The sequence below is a fragment of the Pseudomonas sp. TMB3-21 genome (assembly GCF_054898145.1).
Genome location: NZ_CM142718.1, coordinates 875,488 through 894,902, shown reverse-complemented (window position 1 = coordinate 894,902; position 19,415 = coordinate 875,488). Strand labels below are relative to the sequence as shown.

The 19,415-nt window shown below is 56.6% G+C and carries 6 protein-coding genes, 2 tRNA genes and 3 rRNA genes; 10 read left to right on the top strand and 1 reads right to left on the bottom strand.

Features of this window, described 5'->3' with window-relative positions; all coding sequences use genetic code 11:
• Nucleotides 1-114: 114 nt before the first annotated feature.
• Nucleotides 115-1,035 carry a LysR family transcriptional regulator gene (locus ACYZTS_RS04225; protein WP_028623497.1) on the bottom strand — a complete coding sequence of 307 codons (921 nt, stop codon included), beginning with the start codon at nucleotides 1,033-1,035 and terminating at the stop codon, nucleotides 115-117.
• Nucleotides 1,036-1,175: 140 nt separating this feature from the next.
• On the opposite strand from ACYZTS_RS04225, the gene aptA reads away from it, so the two are divergent.
• The 10 genes from aptA (at nucleotide 1,176) to recD (ending at nucleotide 19,391) form a co-directional block, all read left to right on the top strand.
• Nucleotides 1,176-2,525, top strand: a complete 1,350-nt coding sequence (gene aptA, locus ACYZTS_RS04220) for an omega-aminotransferase AptA (RefSeq protein WP_028623498.1) — start codon at nucleotides 1,176-1,178, stop codon at nucleotides 2,523-2,525.
• 64 nt (nucleotides 2,526-2,589) lie between these two features.
• The gene (locus ACYZTS_RS04215) at nucleotides 2,590-4,083 is read left to right on the top strand and encodes a CoA-acylating methylmalonate-semialdehyde dehydrogenase (RefSeq protein ID WP_028623499.1); all 1,494 of its coding nucleotides are present in this window, start codon (nucleotides 2,590-2,592) and stop codon (nucleotides 4,081-4,083) included.
• A gap of 635 nt (nucleotides 4,084-4,718) precedes the next feature.
• Nucleotides 4,719-6,257 (top strand): 16S ribosomal RNA (locus tag ACYZTS_RS04210).
• 162 nt (nucleotides 6,258-6,419) lie between these two features.
• A tRNA-Ile gene (locus ACYZTS_RS04205) sits at nucleotides 6,420-6,496 on the top strand.
• 27 nt (nucleotides 6,497-6,523) lie between these two features.
• Nucleotides 6,524-6,599, top strand: a tRNA-Ala gene (locus ACYZTS_RS04200).
• Nucleotides 6,600-6,848: 249 nt separating this feature from the next.
• Nucleotides 6,849-9,740: ribosomal RNA gene (locus tag ACYZTS_RS04195) — 23S ribosomal RNA — on the top strand.
• Nucleotides 9,741-9,896: 156 nt separating this feature from the next.
• Nucleotides 9,897-10,012, top strand: a 5S ribosomal RNA gene (rrf, locus tag ACYZTS_RS04190).
• The 16S, 23S and 5S rRNA genes sit together here with 2 tRNA genes alongside, the layout of an rRNA operon.
• Before the next feature lie 156 nt (nucleotides 10,013-10,168).
• Entirely contained in the window at nucleotides 10,169-13,621 is a 3,453-nt protein-coding gene (recC, locus tag ACYZTS_RS04185) for an exodeoxyribonuclease V subunit gamma (RefSeq protein WP_461994248.1), read from the top strand.
• Complete coding sequence (gene recB, locus ACYZTS_RS04180; RefSeq protein WP_461994246.1) at nucleotides 13,618-17,310, top strand: exodeoxyribonuclease V subunit beta; 3,693 nt, start codon at nucleotides 13,618-13,620, stop codon at nucleotides 17,308-17,310. Before recC ends, recB begins: the two co-directional genes overlap by 4 nt.
• A complete protein-coding gene (gene recD, locus ACYZTS_RS04175; protein WP_461994243.1) occupies nucleotides 17,307-19,391 on the top strand; it encodes an exodeoxyribonuclease V subunit alpha in 2,085 nt (694 codons plus the stop codon). The genes recB and recD overlap by 4 nt, the downstream gene beginning before the upstream one ends.
• The last annotated feature ends 24 nt before the right edge of the window (nucleotides 19,392-19,415 follow it).

The window sequence follows — 19,415 nt, the reverse complement described above, 5'->3', positions numbered from 1 at the left end:
CTTCCGGACAGGTGAGTGGGTGCGGCCTTAAGGTTGATAGCGCACGAACGGGCTCCAGACAAGTGCCGCGTGAGACTTGTGGGAGCAAGACTTGTTCCTACGGGTTTGGCTGTATCAGCGGGTAGCGGCAAGGCTCTCCAGAAAGCTTTCCAGCACCAGGTGCGGGCGACGACCCTTGCGCGTGACCGATGCGAGGCTCAGGTCATAAAAACGGTCGTCGGGTTTCAGCGCACGTAAGCGCCCTTGCTGAACCCAGAGGCTCGCGTAGTGATCCGGCAGATAGCCGATGTAGCGCCCGGTCAGAATCAGAAACGCCATGCCCTCGCGATCCGACGCGCTGGCAGTGCAGTTCAGCGCCTGGTAATGCGCCTGGATGTCTGCGGGTAAACGAAAGGTCGGCGCGATCGCGTCCTGACTATCGAGGCGCTCGTCATTCAGTTGTTTGTCATCGACATAAAACAACGGATGGCCCACCGCGCAGTACAACAGCGACCGCTCACTGTACAGCGGCTGATACTCCAGGCCGGACAGCGCACTGGCTTGCGGAACGACGCCAACGTGTAAGCGACCGTCGAGCACACCTTGTTCGACTTCGTTGGGGGCGATCATGCGGATCTGGATCTGCACGTCAGGCCCGCGCTCCTTCAATTGCGCCAAAGCGTGAGTGATACGCATGTGGGGGAGGGTGACCAGGTTGTCGGTCAGGCCGATGGTCAATTCGCCCCGCAGATGCTGATGCAGACCGTTGACCTCAGTGCGGAAACTTTCCAGCGCACTGAGTAGTTGCAGCGAAGACTGGTAAACCTCGCGGCCTTCCTCGGTCAGGGAAAATCCCGCGCGACCGCGCTGGCACAAACGTAAACCGAGGCGCTGCTCCAGGTCGCTCATCTGCTGGCTGATCGCCGAGCGACCGATACCGAGCACGGATTCCGCCGCAGAAAAACCGCCACATTCCACGACGCTGCGAAATATCCGCAGCAAGCGAATATCAAAATCGCTGACCTGGGCCAGCGGATCGGGGCGACGAGTGCTCATATTGTTATTACTCGTAAGTTTAGTAGAGGGCAGACTGAACATTAGAAAAGTTGGATTTCACCGACTTTATCGCCGTGGCAATTTAGTCGCAAGAACGCTTTTCATCTCCACGCCGCTTATTGCCTTGCGAGGTTTGTCCCATGAACTTGCCTGAAAACGCCCCGTCTTCCCTGGCCAGCCAGCTAAAGCTTGATGCTCACTGGATGCCTTACACCGCCAACCGTAATTTCCAGCGCGATCCGCGACTGATCGTGGCGGCGCAAGGCAGTTGGCTGACGGACGACAAGGGTCGCCAGGTATACGATTCGCTGTCCGGTCTGTGGACCTGCGGCGCCGGGCATACCCGCAAGGAAATTCAAGAGGCCGTCGCCAAGCAGCTGGGCACCCTTGATTACTCGCCTGGTTTCCAGTACGGCCATCCGCTGTCGTTTCAGCTGGCCGAGAAAATCACCGACCTGACCCCGGGCAATCTCAATCACGTGTTCTTCACTGATTCGGGTTCCGAGTGCGCCGATACTGCAGTGAAAATGGTCCGTGCCTACTGGCGCCTGAAAGGTCAGGCGACCAAGACCAAAATGATCGGCCGTGCCCGTGGCTACCACGGTGTGAACATCGCCGGCACCAGCCTCGGCGGCGTAAACGGCAACCGCAAGATGTTTGGTCAGGCGATGATGGACGTCGATCACCTGCCGCACACGTTGCTGGCCAGCAATGCTTACTCGCGAGGTATGCCGACTGAGGGCGGTATCGCTCTGGCAGACGAACTGCTCAAACTGATTGAGCTGCATGACGCATCGAACATCGCCGCCGTTTTTGTCGAACCGATGGCCGGTTCCGCGGGTGTGCTGGTGCCACCGCAGGGTTACTTGAAGCGTCTGCGCGAGATCTGCGATCAGCACAATATTCTGCTGGTGTTCGACGAAGTGATTACCGGCTTCGGTCGTACCGGTTCGATGTTTGGCGCAGACAGCTTCGGCGTTACCCCGGACCTGATGTGCATCGCCAAGCAAATCACCAACGGCGCGATCCCGATGGGTGCGGTAATTGCCAGCTCCGAGATCTACCAGACCTTCATGAACCAGGCGACGCCTGAATACGCAGTGGAATTCCCGCACGGTTACACCTATTCCGCTCACCCGGTAGCGTGCGCGGCAGGTCTGGCAGCGCTCGACTTGCTGCAAAAGGAAAACCTGGTGCAGAGCGTGGCCGAAGTCGCGCCGCATTTCGAAAATGCGCTGCACGGTCTGAAAGGTTCGAAAAACATCATCGACATTCGTAACTATGGTTTGGCGGGCGCAATCCAGATCGCACCGCGTGACGGCGATGCCATCGTGCGTCCGTTCGAAGCGGGCATGGCGCTCTGGAAAGCCGGGTTCTACGTGCGCTTCGGCGGCGACACCCTGCAGTTCGGCCCAACTTTCAACAGCAAGCCGCAAGACCTTGATCGCCTGTTCGACGCGGTCGGCGAAGTGCTGAACAAGATCGACTGATTTTTCCCTCTATCTATAAGAGCGTCCGTTGAAGGGCGCTTGTACAACTTTACTGGAGCCCCGCATGAGCCTTATCCCGCATTTGATCAATGGTGAGCTGGTGACCGAAGAAGGTCGCACCGCCGACGTGTATAACCCGTCGACCGGCCAGGCGATCCACAAATTGCCATTGGCCAGCCGCGAAACCATTCAGAAAGCCATCGACGCGGCCAAGGCTGCGTTTCCGGCCTGGCGTAACACCCCGCCGGCCAAACGCGCTCAGGTGATGTTCCGCTTCAAGCAATTGCTGGAACAGAACGAAGCACGTATCTCGCAACTGATCAGTGAAGAACACGGCAAGACTCTGGAAGATGCGGCGGGTGAACTGAAGCGCGGTATCGAAAACGTAGAATTCGCCTGTGCAGCGCCAGAAATCCTCAAAGGTGAATACAGCCGCAACGTCGGGCCGAACATTGATGCATGGTCGGACTTTCAGCCGTTGGGCGTAGTGGCCGGTATCACGCCGTTCAACTTCCCGGCGATGGTGCCTTTGTGGATGTATCCACTGGCGATCGTCTGCGGCAACTGTTTCATCCTGAAACCGTCCGAGCGGGATCCAAGCTCGACGTTGTTGATCGCTCAGCTATTGCTGGAAGCCGGCCTTCCTAAAGGCGTGATGAACGTTGTCCATGGTGACAAGGCTGCGGTCGATGCCTTGATCGAAGCGCCGGAAGTCAAAGCGCTGAGTTTTGTCGGCTCGACGCCGATTGCCGAATACATCTACGCCGAAGGCACCAAGCGCGGCAAACGTGTCCAGGCACTGGGCGGGGCGAAGAATCACGCAGTGCTGATGCCGGATGCCGATCTGGACAATGCCGTCAGCGCACTGATGGGCGCCGCGTACGGTTCTTGCGGCGAGCGCTGCATGGCAATCTCGGTGGCCGTGTGTGTGGGCGATCAGGTCGCGGACGCGCTGGTGGCGAAGCTGGTGCCGCAAATCAAAGCGTTGAAAATTGGTGCCGGGACATCCTGCGGTCTGGACATGGGGCCGTTGGTATCCGCACAGGCACGGGACAAGGTCAGTGGCTATATAGAAGACGGCGTTTCTTCTGGCGCATCGTTGGTGGTCGACGGTCGTGGGCTGAGCGTCGCGGGGAATGAAGACGGTTTCTTCCTGGGCGGCTGCCTGTTCGATAACGTCACGCCAGAAATGCGTATCTATAAAGAAGAAATCTTCGGGCCGGTGCTGTGTGTTGTTCGAGTGAACAGCCTGGAAGAGGCCATGCAGCTGATCAATGATCACGAGTACGGCAATGGCACCTGCATCTTCACCCGCGATGGCGAATCGGCGCGGTTGTTCTGTGACGAGATTGAAGTTGGCATGGTCGGTGTCAACGTGCCGTTGCCGGTGCCCGTTGCTTACCACAGCTTCGGTGGCTGGAAGCGTTCGCTGTTTGGCGACCTGCATGCTTATGGTCCGGATGGCGTGCGCTTCTATACGCGTCGCAAGGCGATTACTCAACGCTGGCCGCAGCGTGCCAGCCATGAAGCTTCGCAATTCGCCTTCCCTAGCTTGTAATGGGAGATGAAGGCCGAGCCCCTTCGGGCTCGGCCTTCGCGTTTCAGGGCTTTTTTGACCTATATGACAGAAATGTGAAAATAGGTATTGACGGCAGATTCTGGAAGTCTATAATTCGGCCCACTTCCGGCGCAGTCGAAACGGAAAACTCCTTGGTAAACAATGAGTTACGTAGTTTTCGACAGCGACTTGCTTCAGATTATCGAAGCCTGGAAGGAGTTGGAAGAGCGGTGTTGTTTGGCTCTTTTGACGATTCGATCTTCTCGGTCGAAAGCGCAGAAAAAGAGGTGTTGACAGCAGCGAGTAACGCTGTAGAATTCGCCTCCCGCTAACGAGAGATCGGAAGCGCAAGTGGTTGAAGTTGTTGAGGATTTCCAAGCGAAACTTTGAAAACTTCTTAAAATAACCGCTTGACAGAAACACGGAGCGCTGTAGAATGCGCGCCTCGGTTGAGACGAAAGATCTTAACCAACCGCTCTTTAACAACTGAATCAAGCAATTCGTGTGGGTGCTTGTGGAGTCAGACTGATAGTCAACAAGATTATCAGCATCACAAGTTACTCCGCGAGAAATCAAAGATGTAACCAACGATTGCTGAGCCAAGTTTAGGGTTTCTTAAAAACCCAAAGATGTTTGAACTGAAGAGTTTGATCATGGCTCAGATTGAACGCTGGCGGCAGGCCTAACACATGCAAGTCGAGCGGCAGCACGGGTACTTGTACCTGGTGGCGAGCGGCGGACGGGTGAGTAATGCCTAGGAATCTGCCTGGTAGTGGGGGATAACGCTCGGAAACGGACGCTAATACCGCATACGTCCTACGGGAGAAAGCAGGGGACCTTCGGGCCTTGCGCTATCAGATGAGCCTAGGTCGGATTAGCTAGTTGGTGAGGTAATGGCTCACCAAGGCGACGATCCGTAACTGGTCTGAGAGGATGATCAGTCACACTGGAACTGAGACACGGTCCAGACTCCTACGGGAGGCAGCAGTGGGGAATATTGGACAATGGGCGAAAGCCTGATCCAGCCATGCCGCGTGTGTGAAGAAGGTCTTCGGATTGTAAAGCACTTTAAGTTGGGAGGAAGGGCAGTAAATTAATACTTTGCTGTTTTGACGTTACCGACAGAATAAGCACCGGCTAACTCTGTGCCAGCAGCCGCGGTAATACAGAGGGTGCAAGCGTTAATCGGAATTACTGGGCGTAAAGCGCGCGTAGGTGGTTTGTTAAGTTGGATGTGAAATCCCCGGGCTCAACCTGGGAACTGCATTCAAAACTGACAAGCTAGAGTATGGTAGAGGGTGGTGGAATTTCCTGTGTAGCGGTGAAATGCGTAGATATAGGAAGGAACACCAGTGGCGAAGGCGACCACCTGGACTGATACTGACACTGAGGTGCGAAAGCGTGGGGAGCAAACAGGATTAGATACCCTGGTAGTCCACGCCGTAAACGATGTCAACTAGCCGTTGGGAGCCTTGAGCTCTTAGTGGCGCAGCTAACGCATTAAGTTGACCGCCTGGGGAGTACGGCCGCAAGGTTAAAACTCAAATGAATTGACGGGGGCCCGCACAAGCGGTGGAGCATGTGGTTTAATTCGAAGCAACGCGAAGAACCTTACCAGGCCTTGACATCCAATGAACTTTCCAGAGATGGATTGGTGCCTTCGGGAACATTGAGACAGGTGCTGCATGGCTGTCGTCAGCTCGTGTCGTGAGATGTTGGGTTAAGTCCCGTAACGAGCGCAACCCTTGTCCTTAGTTACCAGCACGTAATGGTGGGCACTCTAAGGAGACTGCCGGTGACAAACCGGAGGAAGGTGGGGATGACGTCAAGTCATCATGGCCCTTACGGCCTGGGCTACACACGTGCTACAATGGTCGGTACAGAGGGTTGCCAAGCCGCGAGGTGGAGCTAATCCCAGAAAACCGATCGTAGTCCGGATCGCAGTCTGCAACTCGACTGCGTGAAGTCGGAATCGCTAGTAATCGCGAATCAGAATGTCGCGGTGAATACGTTCCCGGGCCTTGTACACACCGCCCGTCACACCATGGGAGTGGGTTGCACCAGAAGTAGCTAGTCTAACCTTCGGGAGGACGGTTACCACGGTGTGATTCATGACTGGGGTGAAGTCGTAACAAGGTAGCCGTAGGGGAACCTGCGGCTGGATCACCTCCTTAATCGACGACATCAGCTGCTCCATGAGCTCCCACACGAATTGCTTGATTCATTGAAAAAGACGATTTAGAAGCAGCCCTAATAGGTTGTAGCTTAGTTGGTTAGAGCGCACCCCATGCTTTGTGGTTAAGAGCAGGGTGAGGTCGGCCTTGTAGCTCGAAATTGGGTCTGTAGCTCAGTTGGTTAGAGCGCACCCCTGATAAGGGTGAGGTCGGCAGTTCGAATCTGCCCAGACCCACCAATTTTGTGTGGGAACCTGTAGTAATACGGGGCCATAGCTCAGCTGGGAGAGCGCCTGCCTTGCACGCAGGAGGTCAACGGTTCGATCCCGTTTGGCTCCACCACTACTGCTTCTGATTGTATAAAGCTTAGAAATGAGCATTCCATCGGTTCGATGGTGAATGTTGATTTCTAGTCTTTGACTAGTTCGTTCTTTAAAAATTTGGGTATGTGATAGAAAGATAGACTGGACCACACTTTCACTGGTGTGGGATCAGGCTAAGGTAAAATTTGTGAGTTGCTCTTAATTGAGTATTATCGAATTTTCGGCGAATGTCGTCTTCACAGTATAACCAGATTGCTTGGGGTTATATGGTCAAGTGAAGAAGCGCATACGGTGGATGCCTTGGCAGTCAGAGGCGATGAAAGACGTGGTAGCCTGCGAAAAGCTTCGGGGAGTCGGCAAACAGACTTTGATCCGGAGATGTCTGAATGGGGGAACCCACCTAACATAAGTTAGGTATCTTAAGCTGAATACATAGGCTTAAGAAGCGAACCAGGGGAACTGAAACATCTAAGTACCCTGAGGAAAAGAAATCAACCGAGATTCCCTTAGTAGTGGCGAGCGAACGGGGACTAGCCCTTAAGTGGCTTTGAGATTAGCGGAACGTTCTGGAAAGTACGGCCATAGTGGGTGATAGCCCTGTACGCGAAAATCTCTTAGTCATGAAATCGAGTAGGACGGAGCACGAGAAACTTTGTCTGAATATGGGGGGACCATCCTCCAAGGCTAAATACTACTGACTGACCGATAGTGAACTAGTACCGTGAGGGAAAGGCGAAAAGAACCCCGGAGAGGGGAGTGAAATAGATCCTGAAACCGTATGCGTACAAGCAGTGGGAGCCCACTTTGTTGGGTGACTGCGTACCTTTTGTATAATGGGTCAGCGACTTATTTTCAGTGGCGAGCTTAACCGAATAGGGGAGGCGTAGCGAAAGCGAGTCTTAATAGGGCGTCTAGTCGCTGGGAATAGACCCGAAACCGGGCGATCTATCCATGGGCAGGTTGAAGGTTGGGTAACACTAACTGGAGGACCGAACCGACTACCGTTGAAAAGTTAGCGGATGACCTGTGGATCGGAGTGAAAGGCTAATCAAGCTCGGAGATAGCTGGTTCTCCTCGAAAGCTATTTAGGTAGCGCCTCATGTATCACTGTAGGGGGTAGAGCACTGTTTCGGCTAGGGGGTCATCCCGACTTACCAAACCGATGCAAACTCCGAATACCTACAAGTGCCGAGCATGGGAGACACACGGCGGGTGCTAACGTCCGTCGTGAAAAGGGAAACAACCCAGACCGTCAGCTAAGGTCCCAAAGTTATGGTTAAGTGGGAAACGATGTGGGAAGGCTTAGACAGCTAGGAGGTTGGCTTAGAAGCAGCCACCCTTTAAAGAAAGCGTAATAGCTCACTAGTCGAGTCGGCCTGCGCGGAAGATGTAACGGGGCTCAAACCATACACCGAAGCTACGGGTATCACTTAGGTGATGCGGTAGAGGAGCGTTCTGTAAGCCTGTGAAGGTGAGTTGAGAAGCTTGCTGGAGGTATCAGAAGTGCGAATGCTGACATGAGTAACGACAATGGGTGTGAAAAACACCCACGCCGAAAGACCAAGGTTTCCTGCGCAACGTTAATCGACGCAGGGTTAGTCGGTCCCTAAGGCGAGGCTGAAAAGCGTAGTCGATGGAAAACAGGTTAATATTCCTGTACTTCTGGTTATTGCGATGGAGGGACGGAGAAGGCTAGGCCAGCTTGGCGTTGGTTGTCCAAGTTTAAGGTGGTAGGCTGAGATCTTAGGTAAATCCGGGATCTTAAGGCCGAGAGCTGATGACGAGTGTTCTTTTAGAACACGAAGTGGTTGATGCCATGCTTCCAAGAAAAGCTTCTAAGCTTCAGGTAACCAGGAACCGTACCCCAAACCGACACAGGTGGTTGGGTAGAGAATACCAAGGCGCTTGAGAGAACTCGGGTGAAGGAACTAGGCAAAATGGCACCGTAACTTCGGGAGAAGGTGCGCCGGTGAGGGTGAAGGACTTGCTCCGTAAGCTCATGCCGGTCGAAGATACCAGGCCGCTGCGACTGTTTATTAAAAACACAGCACTCTGCAAACACGAAAGTGGACGTATAGGGTGTGACGCCTGCCCGGTGCCGGAAGGTTAATTGATGGGGTTAGCTAACGCGAAGCTCTTGATCGAAGCCCCGGTAAACGGCGGCCGTAACTATAACGGTCCTAAGGTAGCGAAATTCCTTGTCGGGTAAGTTCCGACCTGCACGAATGGCGTAACGATGGCGGCGCTGTCTCCACCCGAGACTCAGTGAAATTGAAATCGCTGTGAAGATGCAGTGTATCCGCGGCTAGACGGAAAGACCCCGTGAACCTTTACTATAGCTTTGCACTGGACTTTGAATTTGCTTGTGTAGGATAGGTGGGAGGCTTTGAAGCGTGGACGCCAGTTCGCGTGGAGCCAACCTTGAAATACCACCCTGGCAACTTTGAGGTTCTAACTCAGGTCCGTTATCCGGATCGAGGACAGTGTATGGTGGGTAGTTTGACTGGGGCGGTCTCCTCCTAAAGAGTAACGGAGGAGTACGAAGGTGCGCTCAGACCGGTCGGAAATCGGTCGTAGAGTATAAAGGCAAAAGCGCGCTTGACTGCGAGACAGACACGTCGAGCAGGTACGAAAGTAGGTCTTAGTGATCCGGTGGTTCTGTATGGAAGGGCCATCGCTCAACGGATAAAAGGTACTCCGGGGATAACAGGCTGATACCGCCCAAGAGTTCATATCGACGGCGGTGTTTGGCACCTCGATGTCGGCTCATCACATCCTGGGGCTGAAGCCGGTCCCAAGGGTATGGCTGTTCGCCATTTAAAGTGGTACGCGAGCTGGGTTTAGAACGTCGTGAGACAGTTCGGTCCCTATCTGCCGTGGACGTTTGAGATTTGAGAGGGGCTGCTCCTAGTACGAGAGGACCGGAGTGGACGAACCTCTGGTGTTCCGGTTGTCACGCCAGTGGCATTGCCGGGTAGCTATGTTCGGAATAGATAACCGCTGAAAGCATCTAAGCGGGAAACTAGCCTCAAGATGAGATCTCACTGGGACCTTGAGTCCCCTGAAGGGCCGTCGAAGACTACGACGTTGATAGGTTGGGTGTGTAAGCGCTGTGAGGCGTTGAGCTAACCAATACTAATTGCCCGTGAGGCTTGACCATATAACACCCAAGCAATTTGCTTGCTCTAATGAGCACCAGATTGCGGTGTGTGAAGACGAGATGAACCGAAAGTTCGATGCTCACAAACACCGAAAGCTGTCACATACCCAATTTGCTGAAGCGCGGCCAGCTGGCCACGACTCAGTACCCGAATTTCTTGACGACCATAGAGCATTGGAACCACCTGATCCCATCCCGAACTCAGCAGTGAAACGATGCATCGCCGATGGTAGTGTGGGGTTTCCCCATGTGAGAGTAGGTCATCGTCAAGATTAAATTCCGAAACCCCTATCTGCGTATGCAGGTAGGGGTTTTGTTTTGGCCGCAGGAAAGTTCGTACAGTATCTTCGGACGGCGTTCGGCTGTCTTGGACGTCCGACAGTGCTAAGGTTTGGCCCTAGCTTTTGAAATTTTCCAAGGAAGCCTTTATGCCGGACGCAATGTCCCCCAATGCTGGTTTTATGGTGGTTCACGGTAACCGTCTGGACGAGTTGCGCAGCCTGGTGGTCAGCTGGATGCGGCGTTACCCGCTGGCTCCCTTGGAAAATGAAATCGCTCTGGTACAGAGCAACGGTATCGCGCAATGGCTCAAACTGGCCCTCGCGCAAGATCCTGAAGAGGACGAAATGGGCGGATGCGGCATTGCCGCAGCCATTGACGTCCAGTTGCCGGGAAGCTTCATGTGGCAGCTGTACCGCATGGTGCTGGGCCGAGATGAAATCCCCGTCAAATCCTTGCTTGATAAAGCTCCGCTGACGTGGCGCCTCATGCGTCTGCTGCCGCAGTTGATCGATCAACCGCACTTCGAACCCTTGCAACGCTTCCTTACGCATGACACCGATCTACGTAAACGCTATCAGCTCGCCGAACGCCTGGCTGACTTGTTCGACCAATATCAGGTCTACCGGGCTGACTGGCTCGAAGACTGGGCTGAAGGTCGCCATCAATTACGTAACGTTCGAGGGGAAGCCAAGCCCCTTACCCCTGCCAACTGCTGGCAAGCGGAGTTGTGGCGTGCATTGCTGCTGGATGTCGGCGAACGAGGCATGGCGCAGAGCCGGGCGGGCGTCCATCAACGGTTTATAGAACGGATCAATAGCCTGGACGTAGCGCCCGATGGCCTGCCTTCAAGAGTAATCGTCTTCGGCATTTCCTCGCTGCCTGCCCAAGCTTTGGAAGCCTTGGCGGGACTGGCGCGCTTCAGTCAGGTTTTGCTCTGCGTGCATAATCCGTGTCGCCATCATTGGGCAGACATCGTCGCCGATAAAGACCTGCTAAGGCATCAATACAAACGGCAAGCGCGCAAAAGCGGCATGCCAGTCGTGCTCGACCCGCAAACACTGCATCAGCATGCTCACCCACTCCTCGCCGCGTGGGGTAAGCAAGGGCGTGACTACATCAATCTGCTGGATAGCTATGACGATCCGAACAGCTATCGCGCTGCATTCCGCGACGGGCGTATCGACCTGTTCAGTGACAGCCAGCCGCAGAGCATGCTCAACGAACTGCAGGACGATATTCTTGAACTGCGCCCACTCATTGAAACCCGCGAGCATTGGCCTGCGGTCGATTTGCAGAAAGATAAATCCATCCGTTTTCACATCGCTCACAGTGCCCAGCGAGAAGTCGAAATACTCCACGACCAGTTGCTCGCACGCTTTAGTGCAGATCCTGAATTACGCCCTCGCGACATCATCGTGATGGTCCCGGATATTGACAGTTACGCGCCGCACATTCGCGCTGTCTTCGGTCAGATGGAGCGACAGGATCCCCGCTTCATTCCATTCACCCTTACCGACCAGGGGCAGCGCGGTCGAGACCCGCTACTGATTGCGGTCGAGCATCTGCTCAAACTTCCCGACAGTCGTTTTCCCGTCAGCGAAATCCTCGATTTGCTTGATGTTGCCGCACTGCGCGCGCGCTTCGGAGTCCAGGAGCGTGACCTTCCGACTCTGCATCGCTGGATTGAAGGGGCGGGTATTCGCTGGGGCATGAATGCCGAGCAGCGAGCGGGTCTGGGTCTGCCACCGGAACTGGAACAAAACAGTTGGCGTTTCGGGCTGCGACGGATGTTGCTCGGCTATGCGGTCGGCAGCGCCAGTGCTTGTGAGGGCATTGAGCCCTACGACGAGATAGGTGGTCTGGATGCCGCACTGATCGGGCCCCTTGTTGCATTGCTGGATACGCTGGAGGTCGCTCACCAGGAACTGTCTCATCCGGCAACCCCGAAACAATGGGGCATACGCCTGCAAGCTTTGGTACAGCTGTTTTTCCAGGCCAGTAACGAACACGACGACTATGTGCTGGCCCAGCTCGAAGAGTTGCGAGAGACCTGGCTGGACATCTGTGAATCCGTCGGTTTGCACGATGAATTGCCGATTACAGTGGTTCGCGAGGCCTGGCTTGCCGGTCTCGACCAAGGTCGGCTGTCCCAGCGCTTTCTGGCAGGGTCTGTCAACTTCTGCACCTTGATGCCCATGCGCGCAATCCCGTTCAAGCTGGTGTGCCTGCTGGGGATGAACGATGGGGATTACCCGCGTGCGCAGCCACCGCTGGATTTCGACCTGATGGGCAGCGATTACCGTCCTGGTGATCGTTCCCGGCGCGAAGATGACCGTTATTTGCTGCTCGAGGCGTTGTTGTCAGCTCGTGATCAGCTGTACATCAGTTGGGTCGGGCGCAGCATTCGGGATAACAGCGAGCGCCCGGCGTCAGTATTGATCGGCCAGTTGCGCGACCATCTGGCCAGTGGCTGGCGACTGCCCGGCACCGACGAAAACCTGCTTGAAGCGTTGACCCAGGAACATCCACTGCAACCTTTCAGCGCCCGCTATTTTCACGAAGGCGATCAACTGTTCAGCTACGCCAATGAATGGCAGGCGCTCCATCAAGCCAATGCAACAAACGATGCTACCGAACTGCTTGACGACTATATTCAGGAAGAGCCGCTGAGCCTGGGGCAGTTGCAGGATTTCCTGCGCAATCCGGTCCGACATTTCTTCAGTCAGCGCCTCAAAGTGTTTTTCGAAGCGACTGAAGTTCCTCTCCCTGACGAGGAGCCGTTCGTCTTGGATGCACTCGAGCGCTATAACCTCAGCGACAGTTTGCTCGAGGCCGCGATGGGCCAGCTGGATCGGGTCGATCATGCGCTCGAAGTTCACGCAAAACGTCTGCAAAACAGTGGCCTACTACCTTTGGCCGGGTTTGGTGATTACATTCAGCGGGAGCTGATCGAACCGTTGCCGGACTTGTTGCAGCGTTATCACCAAATCCTTGCGCTGTGGCCAACGCCGCTCAGCAGTACACTTCCTGTGAGCCTGGAGTTGCAAGGTTTACGACTTGAAGGCTGGCTAAGTGGACTGCATCAACGGGCTGACGGTGGCTTACTGTCACTGACCACCATTCCCAACAGCATCGGCTCGGTCAAGTCCCGCAAATGGCATCGCCTCCCGCGACCTTGGGTTAATCACTTGGTGGCCTGCGCCAGCGGCATGGCGATGACCACTGCTCTGGTGGCCAGTGACGACACTCTGTTGCTGGAGCCGATGGACAAAACAGCCGCACTGAGCACTCTGGGTGATCTATTGATGGCCTGGCAGTCAGGCATGCGCCAGCCGTTGCCCATTGCCGTCAAAACGGCGTTCGCCTGGCTCGCTCAAACAGATCCGGTCAAAGCCGACGCCGCTGCCCGCAAAGCATATGAAGGAGACGGTCAGACCAGCGAAGGCGAGCGTCACGAAAGCCCCGCACTTCTTCGTCAATTTGTCGATTACGACGCACTGATTGCCGACGAGACTTTTCCCGACTGGTGCACCGCTTTGTACAAACCGATGTTTGAGGCTCGATGGCGATCACTGACCAGCGAGGAGGCGCGGTCATGACTAAAAAAACGCCCCTGGCCCTGGCTTTCCCGATGCGCGGCAGTCAGCTGATCGAAGCCAGTGCCGGGACTGGTAAAACCTTTACCATCTCTGCTCTTTATCTGCGTCTCGTCCTCGGCCACGGCGGAGAAACCAGCGGGTTCGGCCGTGAATTATTGCCGCCGCAAATCCTCGTCGTGACCTTCACCGATGCGGCGACCAAAGAGTTGCGCGAGCGTATTCGAACGCGTCTTGCAGAAGCTGCGCGGTACTTCCGCGATGAAACTCCCGCGCCGGATGCACTCATTGCCGATTTGCGTGACGAGTATGTTCCCGAACAATGGTCCGGCTGTGCGAATCGCCTGGACATCGCAGCACAATGGATGGACGAAGCCGCCGTCTCAACCATCCACAGTTGGTGTCAGCGGATGTTGCGCGAACACGCCTTCGACAGTGGCAGCCTGTTCACCCAGTCACTGGAAACCGACCACAGCGACTTGCTGGGCGAAGTCCTGCGTGATTATTGGCGACTGCATTGCTACCCGATGCAGGGCGATGCTTTGAATTGGGTTCGCACCAACTGGGGCGGGCCGGCAGCATTATTGCCGCGAGTACGGGGTTTGTTCGCCAGCCAGCGCGACAGTATTGAAGGTAAAGGTCCGGTTGATCTGATCACCGAGTCACTGCTGGAACGTAGCACTGCCTTGCTCGAACTCAAGATGCCCTGGCGGCAGTGGGCGGACGAACTGCTCGCGATCTGTTACGCGGGCGTCGAAAGCAAAAGTGTCGACGGCCGCAAGATGCAGGCGCGCTATTTCGAACCCTGGTTCGAAAAGATGAAAGCCTGGGCTGAAGATGAATCCATCGAGCTGCTGGATATCGGTACCGGTTTCACTCGGTTGACGCCCGACGGAATGGCCGAAGCCTGGAAAAAAGGCGACGTGCCCAATCACCCAGGACTGGATGCGATGTCCGGGCTCAAGGCCAGTCTCGAAGGCTTGCCGAGCCCCGATGCGGCGGTGCTGGAGCACGCCGCACGGTGGGTAGGCGCGCGCTTCGAAGAAGAAAAACGTCGCCGCGCAGAAATGGGTTTCGATGACATGCTGTTGCGCCTCGATGCCGCACTGCAATCCGAGGGCGGCGAGCGCTTGGCTACCTTGATTCGCGAGCAGTTTCCAGTGGCGCTGATCGACGAATTCCAGGACACCGATCCGGTGCAATATCGGATCTTCGAAACCATCTATCGCATCGAAGAAAGCAATCCTGAGAGCGGACTGTTCCTCATCGGTGATCCGAAACAGGCCATCTACGCTTTCCGCGGCGCCGACATTCATACCTACTTGCGCGCCCGTCTGGCTACTGCAGGTCGACTGCACACGCTGGGCACCAACTTCCGTTCCAGCCACGGTATGGTCAGCGCGGTGAACCATGTTTTCCAGCGGGCCGAATTGCGCGAGTCCGGCCGGGGCGCTTTCCTGTTTCGAGAACAGACTGGCGAAAACCCTGTGCCATTTATGCCGGTCGGGTCTCAGGGGCGCAAAGAATTTTTGAGCGTCGACGGTCAACTGCCACCCGCTCTGAATATCTGGCATTTGTCCGCTGATCAACCATTGTCCGGCACCAGTTACCGGCAGCAGATGGCTGCGGCGTGCGCCAGTCAGATTACCGCTCTGCTCAATGGCGGTCAGCAGGGGACCGCAGGGTTCATGCAGGACGGCAAAGACTTCAAAGGCCTGTTGCCAGCGGATATCGCGATTCTGGTGCGCGACGGTAAAGAGGCTCAGGCCGTACGCGCAGAGCTGTCCGATCGCGGGGTGCGCAGCGTTTACCTGTCGGACAAGGACTCCGTATTCGCCGCTCAGGAGGCCCACGACTTGCTGGTCTGGCTCAAGGCTTGTGCAGAACCGGATATCGAGCGGACATTAAGGGCCGCTCTTGCCTGCATTACCCTCGACCTGTCGCTGGCCGAACTGGAGCGTCTCAATCAGGACGAACTGGCCTGGGAAGCGCGCGTCATGCAATTCCGTGGTTATCGCGAACTCTGGCGCAAGCAGGGGGTGCTGCCAATGTTGCGACGCTTGCTGCATGACTTTCGCTTACCGCAGACATTGATCGCCCGCAGCGATGGCGAGCGCGTTCTCACTAATTTGTTGCACCTGTCCGAGTTGCTGCAACAGGCAGCCGCTGAACTCGATGGCGAGCAGGCGCTGATCCGCTACTTTGCCGAGCATCTGGCCTTGTCCGGGCAGGCGGGTGAGGAGCAGATCCTGCGCCTGGAAAGTGATGAGCAACTGGTCAAGGTCGTGACCATTCACAAATCCAAAGGGCTCGAATATCCCTTGGTGTTTCTGCCGTTTATTTGTTCGGCCAAGCCAGTGGATGGCAGTCGTTTGCCGCTGCATTACCATGATGAAAACGGCAAACCGCAGATGACCCTGAAGCCTACGCCGGAGCTGATTGCCCTGGCGGATGATGAGCGGCTGGCCGAGGATTTGCGCCTGCTCTACGTCGCGCTCACTCGCGCGCAGCATGCCTGTTGGCTAGGCGTCACTGATCTGAAACGGGGCAATAACAACAGTTCGGTATTGCACCTTTCGGCACTGGGTTATCTGCTCGGCGGTGGCGCGCCGCTGGCCGAGTCGGCAGGTTTGAAGCGCTGGCTTGAAGATTTACAGCAGGAATGCCCGGCGCTTTTTTACGTCGAGATGCCTGAGCCAACTGCTGAGCAATATCATCCGCCGCCCAACAATGCGCGGTTGCTTGCGCCGCTGGTTCCCAGTCGCAAAGCGAGCGAGAACTGGTGGATTGCTTCCTACAGCGCCTTGCGAATCGGCGACAGCCTGAGCGTGGGCAGCGACGAAGCGCCGGAGAATCCGCAAGCGCAAAAGCTGTTCGATGATGAGCGCCTGGATCCCGAAGCGCCGCGAGAAATCATCACCGGCGGCGCCGATATCCATCGGTTCCCGCGCGGTCCCGGCCCAGGCACTTTCCTCCATGGCCTGTTGGAGTGGGCCGGTGACGAAGGTTTCACCGCAACGCCTCAGGCCATAGAGGACGCCATCGCTCGTCGTTGCAATCGCCGGGGCTGGGAAGGCTGGATATCGACATTGAGCGACTGGCTGCAACACCTGCTCAAATCGCCGCTGCCGGTGGGTGCGGATCAGGCGCCGGTGATACTCGAAGGATTGACTCAGTATCGCGTCGAGATGGAGTTCTGGTTTGCCAGCCATAAGGTCGATGTGCTCATACTCGACGAGCTGGTTTGTCAGCACACTCACAACGGCGTCGCTCGCGTTGCAGCTGAGCCGGTGCTGCTCAACGGCATGTTCAAAGGTTTTATCGACCTGACCTTCGAACATGAGGGCCGTTACTACGTCGCAGACTACAAATCCAACTGGCTGGGTGTCGACGACATGGCGTACACCGAGCAAGCCATGGAGCAATCGATTCTGGATAACCGTTACGACCTGCAATATGTGCTGTATCTGTTGGCACTGCACCGCCAACTGAAAGCGCGCCTTGCCGATTACGATTACGACCGGCATGTGGGCGGCGCGGTGTATCTGTTCCTGCGCGGTACGCGTTCGCAAAGCCGGGGTGTGTACTTTGCCCGTCCGCCAAGAGCGTTGATCGAGCGTCTGGATCGTCTGTTCCAAGGTAAACCGGAACCCAAAGCCGAACCTGCGTGGGTTCAGGGAGAACTGCTGTGAGCCGCACCTTCGCCGATTTGTTGCCGATGCCATTGGCTGCCGAAAGCCTCGCAAATTTGGCACCGCTGAGCCGCGCCGATGATCTGCTGAAGATGCTCACGCGCTGGGTCGAGCGCGGCTGGCTGCGGGCGCTGGACAAAGCCTTCGTGGCGTTTCTGCACGAACTGGCGCCGGATGACGATCCCCTGGTCTTGCTCGCCGCTGCGTTGACCAGTCACCAGTTGGGCCACGGCCATGTGTGCCTGGACGTGCTCGAAACGCTGAAGGAACCAGACTTCGCTTTGTCTTTGCCGCCGGAAGGCGACGTGCAAGGGGGCGCTATGCTGCTGCCTTCGCAATTGCTGGAGGCACTCGACGGCGCCCACTGGTGCAAAGTGCTGGCGTCAAGCAGCCTGGTGGCATCTGCGGACGATGCCAGCGAAACCGCGCAGCAACGACCCTTGGTGCTTTCCGGTACACGCTTGTACCTGCGCCGCTACTGGACGTATGAACGCCGCATCGACCACGCGTTGCGCCTGCGCCTGGCTGAGCACGAAAGCATGCCGGCTGATCTCCCTGAACGCCTTACCGCGCTGTTCGGACCTGCACGACCGGGCGAGGTGGTGGATTGGCAAAAACTCGCCTGTGCCTTGGCCACTCGCAGCGCATTCAGCATTGTCACTGGCGGCCCGGGCACCGGCAAAACCACCACGGTCGTGCGCTTGCTGGCGTTGCTGCAAGCGCCCGCAGTCGAAGCCGGCAAACCGCTACGCATCCGTCTCGCCGCGCCCACTGGCAAAGCCGCGGCGCGACTGACCGAGTCCATCAGTCAACAAGTTCGCACGCTGGATGTCGATGACGCCGTGCGCAGCAAAATCCCCTCGGATGTCACCACTGTGCACCGTCTGCTCGGCAGCCGACCGGGTACCCGACACTTCCGCCATCACGCTGGCAATCGCCTGCCGCTGGATGTTCTGGTGGTGGACGAAGCCTCGATGATTGACCTGGAGATGATGGCCAGCCTTCTCGATGCCATGCCTGCCCATGCCCGACTCGTCCTGCTCGGTGACAAGGATCAGTTGGCGTCGGTTGAAGCCGGTGCCGTGCTGGGTGATCTGTGCCGTGACGCCGAAGCCGGTTGGTACACCCCGAAAACCCGCGAGTGGCTGGAACAGGTCAGTGGTGAAAACCTGACGAGCAGCGATTTGCAGGAGGATCTCAACGGAGCGCATCCGCTGGCTCAGCAGGTCGTCATGCTGCGACATTCGCGCCGGTTCGGCGAGGGCAGCGGAATCGGCCAGCTGGCGCGTCGGGTGAATCGTCAGCAAGCGGAGGAAGCGCGCCAGTTGCTGCAGGCAGGGAATCACGCCGATGTGTTTTCCCTGCACTTGAAAGGTGAGCACGACCGGACGCTGGAGCGTTTGCTGCTCGAAGGCCACGGCGAGGGGCCGCAAGGGTATCGCCATTACCTGAGCCTGCTGCGCAGCCAGCGGCCAGCGCTCGACAGTCCGCTCGAAGATTCGCGCTGGACTGTTTGGGCGCAGCAAGTGTTGCAGGCGTTCGACGCCTTCCAGTTGCTCTGCGCGGTGCGCAAGGGACCGTGGGGCGTCGAAGGTTTGAATCAGCGCGTGACCGAGGCGCTGCTCAAGGGCCGATTGATCGACAGCAACCAGCAGTGGTACGAGGGTCGGCCGGTGCTGATGACCCGCAACGATTACGGCCTGGGCCTGATGAACGGCGACATCGGCATCGCCCTGAAACTGCCGGAGCGCGAGGGGCCCGAAGCGGGGCGTCAGGTATTGCGCGTCGCTTTCCCGCGTAACGATGGCCAGGGCGGCGTGCGCTTCGTATTGCCGAGCCGGCTCAATGATGTCGAAACCGTCTACGCGATGACGGTGCACAAATCCCAAGGCTCCGAGTTCGCTCACACCGCGCTGATTTTGCCCGATGCCCTGAATCCCGTTCTCACCAAAGAGCTGATCTACACCGGCATTACCCGGGCCAAGCACTGGTTCACTTTGATCGAACCACGCACCGGTGTGTTCGAAGAAGCGGTGCGGCGTAAGGTCAAGCGCTTGAGCGGGTTGATGCTGGAATACTAACTTGCCGTGACGCTGACAGGACGC